This is a genomic window from Planktomarina temperata RCA23 (assembly GCF_000738435.1).
Classification (GTDB): Bacteria; Pseudomonadota; Alphaproteobacteria; order Rhodobacterales; family Rhodobacteraceae; genus Planktomarina; species Planktomarina temperata.
In genome coordinates this window covers 2,275,593-2,289,036 of the sequence record NZ_CP003984.1, presented here as the reverse complement: position 1 = coordinate 2,289,036, position 13,444 = coordinate 2,275,593, and the positions used below count along the sequence as shown (strand labels likewise).

Sequence of the window (13,444 nt, the reverse complement as noted above, 5' to 3'; positions counted from 1 at the left end):
ATGCGGCGCCATGTATATCTATCTGCCCATTGCTGAAGTCTCTGTGAATGCCTTTGTCCTGTTGGGGCTCGGCGGGTTGGTGGGGATTCTTTCGGGCATGTTCGGCGTTGGCGGTGGCTTTTTGATGACACCGCTTTTGTTTTTCATCGGCATCCCCCCTGCGGTGGCCGTTGCCACAGAAGCCAATCAAATCGTGGCCTCCTCCTTCTCTGGCGTTTTGGCGCATGTGAAACGCAAAACGGTGGATTTCAAAATGGGCGGGGTGCTGCTCATTGGCGGGTTGGTCGGTGCGGCGCTTGGTGTGGTTGTGTTCAATTACCTCAAAAGTTTGGGCCAGGTCGATCTCTTGGTCAAATTGTGCTACGTGCTGTTTTTGGGTGTCGTTGGCAGCTTGATGTTTGCCGAAAGCCTGCGGGCGCTGCGCAAATCGAAACAGGTGGCCGTGTCCAAGCCGCGCAAAAAACGCGGTTTGGTGCATAGTCTACCGTTTAAAATGCGGTTCCGTGTGTCGGGTCTGTATATTTCTATAATCCCACCCATCGTTGTTGGCGTCGCCGTAGGTGTCTTGGCCGCGATCATGGGCGTGGGCGGCGGTTTCGTCATGGTTCCGGCGATGATTTACCTGCTGGGCATGCCGACAAAAGTCGTGGTGGGCACATCGCTGTTTCAGATCATCTTTGTCACAGCATTTACCACTATGCTGCATGCCACCACCAATTACACAGTGGATATGGTTCTGGCGGTATTGCTCTTGATTGGCGGGGTCATTGGCGCGCAATTCGGTACTATGATCGGCGCCAAGCTCAAAGCTGAACAGCTGCGAATCCTTCTCGCGCTGATGGTGCTTTTGGTCTGCGGCAAGCTGGCTTTGGACCTGATCGTAGAGCCGGCAGAACTGTTTAGCCTCGGCGTTGCGGGAGGCCATTGATGCAAGGGTTTTTCGCAAGGTTGCTTTTTGCTCTGCTGGCCCTCTCTGGCCCGGTCTCGGCGCAGGATATTGTTCTGGGCATGTCGAAAAACGAAATCGGGATCACTGCGTTTTTCAATGGGTCGGAAATCTTGATCTTCGGTGCTTTGAAACATGAAACCGCAGCCAGTTCGGCCGGTGATCTCGATGTTGTTGTCACCATCGCCAGCCCACGCAATCCCGTCACCGTGCGCCGTAAGGACAAACGTTTGGGCATTTGGGTCAATGTAGAGGCTTTTGATGTCGATCTGGCGCCCAGTTTTTATGCGGTGGCCACCACCGGACCTTTTGACCGCGTGGTCAGCGAGGCATCAGATCTGTGGCATCAAATCTCTGTACGCCAGTTGATCCGAGCGGTGGCCGTTCCTCCCAGCACGAACAACAAAGATCAATTTACCGAAGCTCTGGTGCGCGTACGCGAAGAGCAGGGGCTGTATCAAATGCTGCCGGGCTCGGTGCAGCTGCAAGAGCAAACCTTGTTCTCAACCTCTGTTTCACTGCCGTCAAATTTGGTGGAAGGTGCCTATTCGGCGCGTATTTTCGTGATGCGCGACGGCGAGGTTGTGTCGCAGTATCAGACCGCAATCGATGTGCATAAGGTTGGCATCGAGCGTTGGCTGTATAATTTGGCCCATGAGCGTCCGGTGGTTTATGGCCTGCTGTCATTGGCCATTGCCATTTTCTCTGGCTGGGCGGCAGCGGCGGCTTTTCGACTGTTGCGCGGCTGAGATCGGATTTGTCCCGTAGGCAGGCGAAAGCTGCCCGCTTCTGCAATATGGGCCCGTTCCACCGCCTCACTGCCGGCCAAATCCGCAATGGTGCGCGCGACCCGCATCACACGATGATAGCCCCGCGCTGTTAGGCCAAAACGTTCCGCAATTTCGAGCAAGAGCGCCTGACCGTCTAGGCTGGGCGTTGCGAACTTTTGCAATACGGACCCTTCGGCATCTGCATTGACCGTACAGTGCAAAGTTTCGGCATATCGCGTGGCTTGCCGGTCACGGGCGGCAGCGATGCGCCGCGCCACCTCGGCACTTGGCTCGCTGTCACAAGGCAGCTCAAGATCGCTGTAGGCGACAGGCGGCACATCAACCCGCAGGTCAAACCGATCCAGCAGCGGGCCAGATATGCGGCCCAGATAGTCAGCGCCGCATTCCGGGGCGCGGGCGCAGGCCCTTGCGGGATCAGACATATAGCCACAACGGCAGGGATTGGCGGCAGCAATAAGCATGAAGCGACTTGGATATTTCACATGGGCATTGGCACGCGCGACCATCACTTCACCCGTTTCAATCGGTTGGCGCAGGGTTTCCAAGACGTGGCGCGGAAATTCCGGAAACTCATCCATAAACAGGACCCCATTGTGCGCCAAGGAGACCTCCCCCGGTTTTGCACTGCGACCTCCGCCGATGATCGCGGCCATGGAGGCGGTGCTATGGGGTTCGCGAAACGGGCGCTCGCGAGAGATTCCCCCCTCATCAAGTAATCCGGCTAGGGAGTGAATCATGGAGGTTTCGAGCGCTTCGGCAGGGCTGAGCGGCGGTAGGAGGCCGGGCAGGCGCGCCGCCAGCATGGATTTTCCAGATCCCGGTGGGCCCACCATCAGCATGTGATGCCGCCCGGCCGCTGCAATTTCCAAGGCGCGTTTGGCCCGTTCTTGGCCCTTGACGTCGGACAGATCTTTGGCGGATTGCCCGGTCGTCACCTCGCCCAGTTGCGCTAGTTTAAGAAGGTTTTGCCCGGTGAGGTGGTGCAGGACAGCGGCAAGGTTGGGCGCGGCGAAGACCGCGGCGGCCTCAACCCAAGCGGCTTCGGCGCCCGAGGCTTTGGGGCAAATCAAGCTGCGCTCGTCACTGGCAGCGGTGAGCGCCGCGGGCAGGCAGCCGGCGACCTGTACCAGATCGCCCCCAAAGCCAGCTCACCCATGAGAACGCAGGCACCAATCTCCTCCTGCGGGATCATGCCCAGGGCTGAGAGGAGGGCCACCGCAATGGGAAGGTCGAAATGTGAACCCTCCTTGGGCATATCGGCCGGTGACAGGTTCACCGTGATCCGCTTGGAGGGGAGGGCAATCGAGAGGGCGTCAAGCGCGGCTCTGACCCGCTCGCGTGCCTCACTAACAGCTTTATTGGCCAGCCCGACGATTTGAAAACTGGGCAGACCAGGCGCCACGGCGCATTGCACCTCAACCGGTCGGGCCTCCACCCCATGAAATGCAACTGTATAGGTAACGGCCACCATCGGCTTGGCCCTGTGTGGTTACGGGTTAAGCGAGCATAGGTCATCATGGTTTACGAAAGGTGAACGGCGCCTTAGGCTTTGGCGGTCGAGTATAGCACCATAAACTCCGGCCAGGCGGCGGGATCAACCAGAGTCTTGTCGCGGCAAAACGGATTGCAAAAGCCAAAAACGCGGCCATCAATGCGTAAAAAATCGGTCACCGCATCACCCGAATAAGGGCAGGTTTCGTTTTCAGACGGCCCTTGGGCGACTGCGGCCGCTATGGTGCGTGGGCCGGGCCAAGGCACAGAGGCGCAGGGCATGTTGTAGGGAAAGGGATCGTAGTGTTTCGTAAGTCCCATAGCGCGCCACTGGCGAAAATCTTGATGGGCCAAATGTTTGTCAACATACTGCTGCGCTTGCTGTGAGACAGGCAGCTTATAACAGGCAATTCGTGCCGCAACCGGGGCGAAAAACACATCGGCAAGTGAATAGGCGCCAAAGAGCCAATCTTGATCGCCGGACATCTTGAAAGCATAGTTCTATAGGGTTTCTAGGTAAGCGAGATCGGCGTACAGATTTTCCGAAACTTCAAACTCTTCCCAAGCGTTTTGCAGGTTCATTGGGCAGTGAGTGCGTAGGGCAGAAAAGCCGCTGTGCATTTGGGCCACAAGACTGCGTGCCGCGCCGCGCCGTGCTGGATCTTCTGGCCATAGACCGGCCTTTGGATGGGCCTGCGCAAGTGTTTCCGCTATGGCGAGCGTATCAAAAATCATGTGCCTTTTGGGCGTTTTCAAAACTGGAACTTGACGCGCGGGCGCGAAGGGGGCGAGATCGGCCTCTAACGTTCCGCTGTAAAGCCCCAGAATATGGCTTTTGAAGGGGATGCCGAAAGATTTGAGCATCAACCATCCGCGAAGAGACCAACTGCTGAACGTGCGGTCGCCGATATAGAGATCATAGGTCATTCTGGGGTCCAATAAGGCGACAAAAATAAGATTTATTATTTAAAATATGTAGTTAAAAGACCCCTATGGCAAGTGGTTGATGCAAATCACCTGCCACTCGCCCTGGTCTTCGCGCAAATGGGTGACGCTGAAATTGTCGATTTTATGAGCCAGGCAGGCGTAGGCGCTGCTGTCCAGGGCGCGTTGCACCTGGGTGAGGATGATGCCGAAATGCGCCACGGCGATGATGCTGTTATGGGCCGCAGTCAACCGGTCGACCACCGGGCGGGCGCGGGCGGCGGCCATGTTCCAGCTTTCGCCATTTGGGGCCATAATATCACCGGGTTTTTCCCAAAAATCGCGGCTCAATTGGGGATCGGTCTGTGCAACATCTGACCAATGCCGCCCATCCCAATCGCCAAAATGAAACTCCCGGAGATCGGCTTCATGCGGCAGTCGGGTGCGCCCGCCGGCAAGGGCATCGGCGGTGGTGACAGAGCGGGTCAGATCAGAGGACACCACCACAGCCTCAGGCGGCAGATACGCGCTTAGGCGGTCGATCAACGCGCGGTCAGACAGATCGGCCGGCACGTCGCGCCAGCCGGTGAAATTTTTCTCATGGGTCGGGCCGTGCCTTATCCAAAACCAATCGCTCATGGCGTGGCCTTGAGGGTTTGCGCGATGCCAGCGGTGACAAAGATCACCTCCTGGGCCAGGCGGGCGAGATCTTGATTGAGGTGGCCTTGGTGTTTGACAAAAGCCCGCGCCATTGCATTGTCTGGCGTGATGCCTTGACCAACTTCATTGCTGACCACAATTACAGGGCAGGGGGCCTGGGTGAGAGCTGTGCAAAGCGCGGCACAAGCGGTTTGAATATCCCGCTCGGCCATCATGAGATTGCTCAGCCAAAGCGTGACGCAATCGAGGAGCACGATTTCGTCCGGCTGTGCTGCCGCCAGAGCCTCCATGAGATCCAGCGGCGCCTCAACAGTGGTCCAATCGGACCCGCGTTGCAGGCGGTGCTGCGCGATTTTTGCACCCATTTCATCATCCCAAGCCTGGGCTGTTGCGATATAGCGCCGGGGCCGGCCGGTCGCGGCAATCAACTGTTCGGCAACTCGTGATTTGCCAGAATTTGCGCCGCCGAGCACCAGGCGTAGGGCTGGAGTTTTGTTTTCTGCAGGCATTATGTCCCCAAGAGTGATCCAACCTGCATGTACCTGCGTAAGAAGAGAATAACAAGTTTTTCATCTTTTACTGATTGGGAGGCGAACCCATGCCTTTAGACGGCCGCACAGAGAATTTTCTACCGCGCACTGCAATGAAAGCGGAGATGCTTGACGCTGAAACGGAGTTGAAATTGGCCTACGCTTGGCGTGACGAACGCTGCGAGCAAAGCCTGCACCGTTTGATCAATGCCTATATGCGGCTGGCGATTTCGCAAGCTGCGAAGTTCAAACGCTATGGCGCGCCGATGGGAGATTTGATCCAAGAGGCCGGTCTCGGCCTGATGAAAGCGGCAGAGAAATTTGATCCCGATCGCGGCGTGCGGTTCTCAACCTATGCGGTGTGGTGGATCAAAGCCTCTGTGCAAGAATATGTGATGCGCAATTGGTCAATGGTCCGTACGGGATCGACCAGCCCGCAAAAGTCTTTGTTTTTTAACATGCGGCGCATTCAGGCGCGGATTGAGCGCGATGCCAATAACGCCGGCCAAACGCTGGATCGGCATCAATTGCAGCAGCTGATTGCGCAGGATTTGGGCGTGCCACTGCATGATGTGGAGATGATGGATGGCCGTTTGTCGGGCTCCGATTTTTCGCTTAATGCAACGCAATCGACCGAAGACGAAGGTCGCGAGTGGATTGATGCGCTGGAAGATGACAGCGCGCAGGCCGCTGAAATCGTAGAGATTGACCATGACCAAGAGGCGCTGCGCAAATGGTTGCTGCAAGCGATGAGCGTGCTCAATGATCGTGAAAGATATATCGTGCGGGAGCGGAAATTGATTGAGGTGCCGCGCACTTTGGAGAGCCTGGGCGAAGAATTGGGTCTGTCAAAAGAGCGGATCAGACAGGTGGAAGCGGCCGCGTTTAAAAAGATGCGTCTGGCTCTGGAAGATCAGGCCCCCGAGGCAGGCGCATTTTTCCAGTGAGCTTTTTGGCAGTGCCAGACCTTGCAGAGCGAGGTCTGGCTGCGTAACTGTAAGCTATGAACGAAAAACACATTCTCTTAATCATCTCTGGTGGTATTGCCGCGGTCAAAACCCCAGATTTGATTCGCAGGTTGATTGCACAGGGCGCGCGCGTCACGCCGGTCTTGACGCAATCGGGCGCGCAATTCGTCACGCCCCTGTCAATTGCGGCCCTTGCGCGGTCCAAGGTCTATACTGAGTTGTTCGACCTGACCGAAGAAGCGCAGATGGGACATATAGAGCTGTCGCGTGCGGCGGATCTTGTTCTTGTGGCGCCGGCCACGGCACACATCATGGCCAAAATGGCGCAGGGAATGGCCGATGATCTGGCCACAACTCTGCTTTTGGCGACAGATACCGCTGTGATGATTGCCCCTTCCATGAATGTGCGCATGTGGCAGCACCCCGCCACGCAGCGCAATTTGAAGCAATTGCAAGAGGATGGGGTGCAGATCATCGGCCCCAATGACGGAGAAATGGCCTGTGGCGAATACGGCCCCGGTCGCATGGCAGAAGTGGATGAGATTTTGGCGCAGGTCGCGGGCTTTTTTTGCAGCGGTCCACTTGAGGGCCGTCATGTGCTGGTCACCTCTGGGCCGACCCATGAGCCGATTGATCCGGTGCGCTACATCGCCAATCGCTCCTCCGGCGCACAGGGTGCGGCTCTCGCAGAGGCCCTGCGCGATCTGGGCGCGCGGGTCAGCTTTGTTACAGGTCCGGCGCGCGTGCCGCCGCCCTCTGGCGTTGACGTGTATCCGGTACAAACAGCGCAGGAGATGTTGGCCGCGGTTGAGAGGCTTTTGCCTGTGGATGCGGCAGTTTTTGCTGCAGCCGTGGCGGATTGGCGCATTGCAGGCACCCATGATCAAAAGATCAAAAAGAAATCCTCTGGCGATTTGCCGGTTTTAAAGTTTGCTGAAAATCCAGATATTCTGGCGCGCGTTTCAGCGCATGAGATGAGGCCGCAATTGGTTGTGGGCTTTGCAGCAGAGACCGAAAATGTGATTGAAAACGCAACAGAAAAGCGTTTGCGCAAGGGCTGCGATTGGATTGTCGCTAATGATGTGGCTCCTGAGACCGGCATCATGGGCGGTGCATGCAACAAGGTCACTGTCATAGGCGCGGCCGGAGCCGAAACCTGGGATGAGATGCCCAAGAGCGACGTCGCGCGCCAGCTGGCGCTCCGCATCGCGGATGCATTGACGTGAACCCAGTGATTGAGATGACCTGGGAGGCGGGGGCCGATGTGAGCTTTGGCCTGCCGGCCTATGCCACCACGGGCGCCGCTGGCGCTGATCTTCGGGCTAATTTCCCCGACCGCGCAGATGTCACCCTGCAGCCTGGCGGGCGGGCCTTGATCGGCACCGGGCTGCGCCTGGCCATACCTACGGGCTATGAGGTGCAAATTCGCCCGCGATCTGGGCTTGCTCTGAAATTCGGGATCACCTTGGCAAATGCTCCCGGTACGATCGACAGTGACTATAGAGGCCCGCTTGGGGTGATTTTGCTCAATACAGGCACTGAGGCTTTTGCCGTCCGACATGGGGACCGCATTGCGCAAATGATTGTGGCGCCCGTGGTTCAGGCCGAATTTGCCGAGGTGTCAAAGCTCGACACGACGCCCCGTGGTGCAGGTGGCTTTGGCTCCACAGGGCGCCGCTCATGATACTGGTTGGCACCGTTTGTGCGGTACTTTGGGGGATTGGCTGGGCTATGGGCGCGCCGAACCGGCAACGATGGGGTATGATTGCAGCGGTGTTTGTGGGGGTGATTTTAGCCCATCTGATTTTGCCCGCGGCTCATCCGTTGCGGCAAAACACAGGAGGCTCCTGGGAGCTTTGGGCCATCATCGCGGCTTTTGTGGCGATTATTTGGATCTATCGGCTGGGCCTGCGCAGATTGCGCTCCCGCGCGGCGCCGCCAGTGCGCCCCGCAGATGACGCGATGTCTGAAGCCGAGTTGGAGCGCTATGCGCGTCATATCGTCATGCCCGAGATTGGCGGGGCAGGGCAGATGCGTCTGCGCGGCGCCAAGGTCTTGGTGATCGGTGCGGGCGGGCTTGGCGCGCCGGCGCTGCAATATTTGGCGGCTGCCGGGGTTGGAACCATCGGTGTTGTGGATGATGACACAGTGGCGGCCAGCAACTTGCAGCGGCAAGTTATTCACCGTGATGCAGATATTGGCCGCGCCAAGGTCACCTCTGCGGCGCGGGCCATTGGCGAGCTAAATCCCTATGTGGCTGTCAACAGTTACAACCATCGCCTCACTGGCGAGAGTGTTGAAGAGCTGATTGGTCAATATGATATTGTGCTGGATGGCACGGATAATTTCGAGACGCGCTATGTGGTGAACGCAGCCTGCGTGGCGCGCGCAAAACCCTTGGTCAGCGGAGCCTTGAGCCAATGGGAAGGGCAGCTGGCGCTGTTTGATCCGGCGCGCTCTGGTCCGTGCTATCAATGTGTGTTTCCCAGCGCGCCCAAGCCGGAGTTGGCCCCCAGCTGTGCGCAGGCCGGGGTCTTTGCGGCCCTGCCGGGGATTGTTGGCAGCCTCATGGCGGCTGAGGCGCTGAAATATCTCTTGGGCGCGGGCAGGCCATTGCGTGGCCAGATGGCAATTTACAATGTGCTCGACGCGCAAAACCGTGTGATAAAAACCAAACCGCGGGCCGATTGCCCGATTTGCGGTGCAAATTCTTCGGATGGAAAGTCTTGATATGAACCTGCTTGACCCCTGGAACACCCCTTTTGGCCTCGCGCCTTTTGATGCCATATCAAACGCCGATTTTGCCCCCGCTATGTATGCAGCACTGGCGCAAGCGCGCTCAGGAATGCAGGCCATTGCGAAGCGCTCAGACGCGCCCAGCTTTGAAAACACCATTGAGGCGCAGGAAGTGGCCGAAGAGCCGCTCAATCAGCTCGCCGCCGCGTTTTACACCTTAGCCAGCACCGATAGCACGCCATTGCGCGAAGAGCTGCAACGGGATTTCGCGCCGAAGCTGTCGGCCTATGCCTCTGCTGTCACTTCGGATGTCGCCCTATTTGCGCGGATCGAAGATCTTTGGTCGCGCCGTGCCTCTTTGGGACTGTCGCCCGAGCAAGAGCGGGTTTTGATGTTGACGCGCCGGGACTTCATTCGGGCCGGGGCCAAGCTAACCGGGGCAGAGGCCGCGCGCATGGCTGAGATCAAATCACGGCTTGCCAGCCTGGGCACGTCCTTCATGCAAAATCTACTGGCCGATGAAAGGGATTGGACCCTGCCATTGCAGACGGATGATCTCGCGGGCCTGCCTGATTTTGTGTTGCAGGCCGCAAAAGCGGCGGGGCAGGAGAAGGGCCTGGATGGGCCTGTGGTTACCCTATCGCGGTCTTTGATCGTGCCGTTTTTGGAATTTTCCGACCGCCGCGACCTGCGCGAGACGGCTTATAAAGCCTGGGCCGCGCGGGGCGCCAATGGGGGTGAGACGGACAATCGGGAGATTGTCCGCGAAACCCTGCGGCTGCGGCAAGAGCAGGCGGCCTTGCTTGGCTATAAGAGTTTTGCAGAGTTTAAATTGGAAACTCAGATGGCCAAGACACCGGCCCGTGTGCGTGACCTTCTGATGCAGGTCTGGCATCCGGCCAAGGCGCGGGCAGAGGCGGATGGGGCGATCTTGATCCAAATGATGGCCGAAGATGGGCTGAATGGCCCCCTTATGGCTTGGGACTGGCGTTACTATGCGCAAAAGCGCCGCCGGGCGGATCACGATCTAGATGAGGCGGAGTTGAAGCCCTATTTGCAATTGGATCAAATGATTGCAGCAGCTTTTGACTGTGCGCAGCGCCTGTTCGGCCTGACGTTTCAAGAGCTGTCTTTGCCCTTGCATCACAAGGATGCCAGGGTTTGGGAGGTATGCCGCGACGGCGCGCATGTCGCCTTGTTCATTGGCGATTACTTTGCCCGGAGCGGCAAAAGATCGGGCGCTTGGTGCAGCGCGTTGCAAAGCCAGCGCAAGAGGCCAAGCCCGCGCGCGCCCATTGTGATCAATGTTTGCAACTTTGCCAAACCCTCCGGCGGGGCACCTGCGCTTTTGTCATTCGACGATGCGCGCACCTTGTTCCATGAATTTGGCCATGCGCTGCATCAGATGTTGAGCGACGTCAGCTATTCGGCCGTTTCTGGCACCTCAGTGGCGCGCGACTTTGTTGAACTGCCAAGCCAGCTATATGAGCATTGGCTTGAAGTGCCTGAAGTTTTGCAAAAATTTGCCATTCATGCGCGAACCGGCGCGGCGATGCCGGATGACCTGCTCAAACGTATGCTCGGGGCTGCGACATTTGATATGGGATTTCAAACCGTGGAATATATAGCCTCTGCGCTTGTGGATTTAAGTTTCCATGAAACTGCAGCTCCCCAAGATCCTATGGCGCGGCAAGCTGAAGTATTGGCAGATATTGGCATGCCGGCGGCGATTGGGATGCGCCATGCGACACCGCAATTTGCCCATGTTTTCGCAGGCGATGGCTATTCGAGCGGATATTATAGCTATATGTGGTCAGAGGTGATGGATGCGGATGCTTTTGCATCCTTTGAGGAGGCGGGTGGGCCGTTTGATTTGGAACGGGCACGCGCTTTGCAGGACAATATATTGTCGCGGGGTGGCAGCGCGGATGCACAAGAGCTTTATGTGGCATTTCGTGGAAAATTGCCGGATGCAACCGCCTTGCTGCACAATCGTGGATTATAGCCTAGTCGAAGGCCTCTGTCTTTGTGACACCCCAAAGCGCGGTTTTGGGGGCCCAGCCTTTGTAGCCTGCTGACGACAGCCGGCACCAATTGGGTTTGCAGGACAAAAGCTGCGCCAGCACGTTGCGTTCAAGTCGGGCGGTGACCAAGGACTCATCTGCCGGTTGATTGCGCAGATCCACATAGTCCTGCACGATCATGACGGTGCGGCCCCCCGACAGCAGCGAATAATGGATCCAGCCGCCCGCGCCCTCAAAATCCAGCACTTTGCGCCAATGGCCATGTTCGGCCACGACCTGCAGCGGCATGTTGCGCAGCTTCAAGATCCAATCAATGCGGTGGGTGAGCGAGGGTCCGCGCCGCACATTGCCTTCACTGGCCTTTAAGGAGACGTAGCGCGGTATGGGCAATTTTGTTACGCTGCCTTTTTGCGGCGCGTTGGCCATCACCGGCCCGGCGCAGAGTGCGATGCAAAAAAAGATGCAGGCAAGTTTTTGCCATCCCCTTGTCATCCGCATAGGCGTTGGTGTCCAGATGCCGTGTCTCATTGTCTAGCGATAAATATGATCTTCACCGGGGAAGCTGCGCGCGCGCACCTCTTCGGCATAATCTGCAACTGACTTTTCGATTTGTGCGCCAAGATCGCCGTAGAGTTTGACGAATTTTGGCGCGACGCCCGGGTTCAAACCGAGCATGTCTTCCAAGACCAAAATTTGCCCGTCACAATCCACCGAGGCGCCAATGCCGATGGTGGGAATGGGGATCTGCCGAGTAATTTTCGCCGCCAAAGGCTCGACCATACCCTCCAATACAATGGCAAAAGCTCCCGCGTCGCTGACGGCTTGTGCATCCTGTTCATGGCCACTCCAGCTGTCTTCGACCCGGCCCTGTGTCTTGAATCCCCCCATGGTGTGGCTTGATTGTGGGGTGAGGCCGATATGGGCCATGACGGGAATCCCGCGCTCAACCAGAAATTTGATGGTTTGCGCCATGCGCTGTCCGCCTTCGAGCTTCACCGCTCCGCAGCCAGTTTCCTTCATGATCCGGGCGGCATTGCGAAAGGCCACCTCTGGGCTTTCTTCATAGGTGCCAAAGGGCATATCCACCACGATCAACGCGCGCTTCGTGCCGGTCACGACGGCCTTGCCATGCATGATCATAAGATCCAGCGGCACGCCTAGGGTGCTTTCCATCCCATGCATGACCATGCCCAAACTGTCCCCGACCAAGATAAAATCCGCGTAGCGATCTACAATCGCGGCTGTATGGGCGTGATAGCTGGTGAGGCTGACAATCGGCGTGCCGCCTTTACGGCTGCTGATCTGGGGGCAAGTGATGCGTTTGATAGGGGTTTGCGTGCTCATGAGCTGTCCTTTCCGGGGGTGATCACCCGCTGATCAATCAATAGCACATCGCCAAAGGCCACCGCCAGCAAGATCACGGCGGGGCGATGCAATGGGCCTGAGAGCGCTGTGAGATCCTCGCTGTCACGGATTTCGACCGATTTGATGTCACAGAGGGATTCGCGCGCGAGATGTTGGCTCACCTGTGTCACATAGGCTTCAGCGCTGGGCAACGGATGGTGTTCGGCGTGGGTTAGGGCGGCATTGAGAATTGGTGCTGCGGCGCGCTGGGCTGGGCTCAGGCGGACATTGCGCGATGACATGGCCAGCCCATCGGTCTCCCGTGCTGTTGGATGGCCAATGATGCGCACGGGCATGTCCAAATCACGAACCATTTTTCGGATGAACGCCAGCTGTTGATAATCTTTTTCCCCGAATACAGCGACGTCGGGTTGGGTGATGTTGAACAATTTGCTCACGACTGTGGCGACGCCTTGGAAATGCCCGGGCCGCAAAGCGCCCTGCAATATGCCGGAAAGACTGGGCACATCGACAATGGCATCGGCGCCGGGCAGGTACATTTCCTCCGGGCTGGGGGTGAAGACGGCCGCAACACCCTCGGCCCTCAATAGGTCCAAATCGCGCTCCAAATCGCGCGGATAGCGGCTGAGATCTTCATTGGGGCCAAATTGGGTGGGGTTCACAAAAATTGTAGCCACAACCGCATCAGCGTGTTGCGCAGCCCGGCGCATCAGCTGCAAATGCCCCTCGTGCAAAAAACCCATGGTCGGAACCAAGCCGATGGTTTGACCCGCCGCGCGCAGCCGGGTGATTTCTTGGCGTATGCGAATTTTAGATGGGCAAATCTGCATCTTGCACCCCGCTGCTCTTTGCCTGCATTTACCCCGCCACATGAGGCGCCGCAAGAGCGCTTCGCAGCGACCAAATGGCCGATGGGTGTGGTATTTTGATGTGAAAAATATCGTGAGGTCGGTTTTTGCAACTGGGAGGTCGGCACGACTTCCCTTTTTGCGCCGTCATAGGGCAATCT

General features: G+C 57.6%; 14 protein-coding genes and 1 pseudogene. 7 read left to right on the top strand and 8 right to left on the bottom strand.

The features are described from left to right. Positions 1-10 precede the first annotated feature (10 nt). Positions 11-928, top strand: a complete 918-nt coding sequence (locus RCA23_RS10910) for a sulfite exporter TauE/SafE family protein (RefSeq protein WP_044050344.1) — start codon at positions 11-13, stop codon at positions 926-928. Then, on the top strand, positions 928-1,695 hold the full coding sequence (locus tag RCA23_RS10905) for a TIGR02186 family protein (protein ID WP_044050343.1): 768 nt from the start codon (positions 928-930) through the stop codon (positions 1,693-1,695). Before RCA23_RS10910 ends, RCA23_RS10905 begins: the two co-directional genes overlap by 1 nt. A gap of 20 nt (positions 1,696-1,715) precedes the next feature. Here RCA23_RS10905 and RCA23_RS10900 read toward each other — a convergent pair. From RCA23_RS10900 to cobU, 5 genes and pseudogenes are all read right to left on the bottom strand, one after another. After that, positions 1,716-3,208, bottom strand: a pseudogene (locus tag RCA23_RS10900) (YifB family Mg chelatase-like AAA ATPase); the annotation flags it as partial. A 71-nt stretch (positions 3,209-3,279) separates the two neighbouring features. Further along, entirely contained in the window at positions 3,280-3,714 is a 435-nt protein-coding gene (locus tag RCA23_RS16920) for a glutathione S-transferase family protein (protein ID WP_347721359.1), read from the bottom strand. Positions 3,715-3,729: 15 nt separating this feature from the next. Next, positions 3,730-4,155, bottom strand: coding sequence for a glutathione S-transferase N-terminal domain-containing protein (locus RCA23_RS16915; protein WP_347721358.1), 426 nt, complete (start codon positions 4,153-4,155; stop codon positions 3,730-3,732). A gap of 63 nt (positions 4,156-4,218) precedes the next feature. After that, positions 4,219-4,791, bottom strand: a complete 573-nt coding sequence (locus RCA23_RS10890; protein WP_044050342.1) for a histidine phosphatase family protein — start codon at positions 4,789-4,791, stop codon at positions 4,219-4,221. Continuing rightward, the gene (gene cobU, locus RCA23_RS10885) at positions 4,788-5,321 is read right to left on the bottom strand and encodes a bifunctional adenosylcobinamide kinase/adenosylcobinamide-phosphate guanylyltransferase (protein ID WP_044050341.1); all 534 of its coding nucleotides are present in this window, start codon (positions 5,319-5,321) and stop codon (positions 4,788-4,790) included. Before cobU ends, RCA23_RS10890 begins: the two co-directional genes overlap by 4 nt. 89 nt (positions 5,322-5,410) lie before the next feature. Here cobU and RCA23_RS10880 point away from each other — a divergent pair, with 89 nt between their 5' ends. The 5 genes from RCA23_RS10880 to RCA23_RS10860 are packed head-to-tail and all read left to right on the top strand — an operon-like array spanning position 5,411 to position 11,051. Then, entirely contained in the window at positions 5,411-6,289 is an 879-nt protein-coding gene (locus tag RCA23_RS10880) for an RNA polymerase factor sigma-32 (protein WP_044050340.1), read from the top strand. Between the two features lie 56 nt (positions 6,290-6,345). Then, a complete protein-coding gene (gene coaBC, locus RCA23_RS10875) occupies positions 6,346-7,536 on the top strand; it encodes a bifunctional phosphopantothenoylcysteine decarboxylase/phosphopantothenate--cysteine ligase CoaBC (protein WP_044050339.1) in 1,191 nt (396 codons plus the stop codon). Positions 7,537-7,550: 14 nt separating this feature from the next. Then, positions 7,551-7,994 carry a dUTP diphosphatase gene (dut, locus tag RCA23_RS10870; protein ID WP_044051503.1) on the top strand — a complete coding sequence of 148 codons (444 nt, stop codon included), beginning with the start codon at positions 7,551-7,553 and terminating at the stop codon, positions 7,992-7,994. After that, positions 7,991-9,040 carry a HesA/MoeB/ThiF family protein gene (locus RCA23_RS10865; RefSeq protein ID WP_044050338.1) on the top strand — a complete coding sequence of 350 codons (1,050 nt, stop codon included), beginning with the start codon at positions 7,991-7,993 and terminating at the stop codon, positions 9,038-9,040. The genes dut and RCA23_RS10865 overlap by 4 nt, the downstream gene beginning before the upstream one ends. Position 9,041: 1 nt before the next feature. Then, positions 9,042-11,051, top strand: a complete 2,010-nt coding sequence (locus RCA23_RS10860) for a M3 family metallopeptidase (RefSeq protein ID WP_044050337.1) — start codon at positions 9,042-9,044, stop codon at positions 11,049-11,051. A gap of 1 nt (position 11,052) precedes the next feature. Here the strand turns inward: RCA23_RS10860 and RCA23_RS10855 are convergent, their stop codons facing one another. Genes RCA23_RS10855 through panC form a run of 3 tightly spaced genes read right to left on the bottom strand, consistent with a single transcriptional unit; the run spans position 11,053 to position 13,265 of the window. Beyond that, positions 11,053-11,562 carry an SH3 domain-containing protein gene (locus RCA23_RS10855; protein ID WP_052377280.1) on the bottom strand — a complete coding sequence of 170 codons (510 nt, stop codon included), beginning with the start codon at positions 11,560-11,562 and terminating at the stop codon, positions 11,053-11,055. Between the two features lie 39 nt (positions 11,563-11,601). Next, a complete protein-coding gene (panB, locus tag RCA23_RS10850) occupies positions 11,602-12,414 on the bottom strand; it encodes a 3-methyl-2-oxobutanoate hydroxymethyltransferase (RefSeq protein ID WP_044050336.1) in 813 nt (270 codons plus the stop codon). Continuing rightward, positions 12,411-13,265: a pantoate--beta-alanine ligase gene (gene panC / locus RCA23_RS10845; RefSeq protein WP_044050335.1), complete on the bottom strand. Its 855-nt coding sequence runs from the start codon at positions 13,263-13,265 to the stop codon at positions 12,411-12,413. Before panC ends, panB begins: the two co-directional genes overlap by 4 nt. Positions 13,266-13,444 lie beyond the last annotated feature (179 nt).

Bases quoted from the DNA above. Each gene is read 5' to 3' on its own strand.
- RCA23_RS16915 (WP_347721358.1), bottom strand. From the start codon at position 4,155: ATGACCTATGATCTCTATATCGGCGACCGCACGTTCAGCAGTTGGTCT.
- RCA23_RS10890 (WP_044050342.1), bottom strand. From the start codon at position 4,791: ATGAGCGATTGGTTTTGGATAAGGCACGGCCCGACCCATGAGAAAAAT.
- dut (WP_044051503.1), top strand. From the start codon at position 7,551: ATGACCTGGGAGGCGGGGGCCGATGTGAGCTTTGGCCTGCCGGCCTAT.
- RCA23_RS10880 (WP_044050340.1), top strand. From the start codon at position 5,411: ATGCCTTTAGACGGCCGCACAGAGAATTTTCTACCGCGCACTGCAATG.
- RCA23_RS10865 (WP_044050338.1), top strand. From the start codon at position 7,991: ATGATACTGGTTGGCACCGTTTGTGCGGTACTTTGGGGGATTGGCTGG.
- coaBC (WP_044050339.1), top strand. From the start codon at position 6,346: ATGAACGAAAAACACATTCTCTTAATCATCTCTGGTGGTATTGCCGCG.
- RCA23_RS16920 (WP_347721359.1), bottom strand. From the start codon at position 3,714: ATGTCCGGCGATCAAGATTGGCTCTTTGGCGCCTATTCACTTGCCGAT.
- panC (WP_044050335.1), bottom strand. From the start codon at position 13,265: ATGCAGATTTGCCCATCTAAAATTCGCATACGCCAAGAAATCACCCGG.
- cobU (WP_044050341.1), bottom strand. From the start codon at position 5,321: ATGCCTGCAGAAAACAAAACTCCAGCCCTACGCCTGGTGCTCGGCGGC.
- RCA23_RS10905 (WP_044050343.1), top strand. From the start codon at position 928: ATGCAAGGGTTTTTCGCAAGGTTGCTTTTTGCTCTGCTGGCCCTCTCT.
- RCA23_RS10910 (WP_044050344.1), top strand. From the start codon at position 11: ATGTATATCTATCTGCCCATTGCTGAAGTCTCTGTGAATGCCTTTGTC.
- RCA23_RS10860 (WP_044050337.1), top strand. From the start codon at position 9,042: ATGAACCTGCTTGACCCCTGGAACACCCCTTTTGGCCTCGCGCCTTTT.
- RCA23_RS10855 (WP_052377280.1), bottom strand. From the start codon at position 11,562: ATGACAAGGGGATGGCAAAAACTTGCCTGCATCTTTTTTTGCATCGCA.
- panB (WP_044050336.1), bottom strand. From the start codon at position 12,414: ATGAGCACGCAAACCCCTATCAAACGCATCACTTGCCCCCAGATCAGC.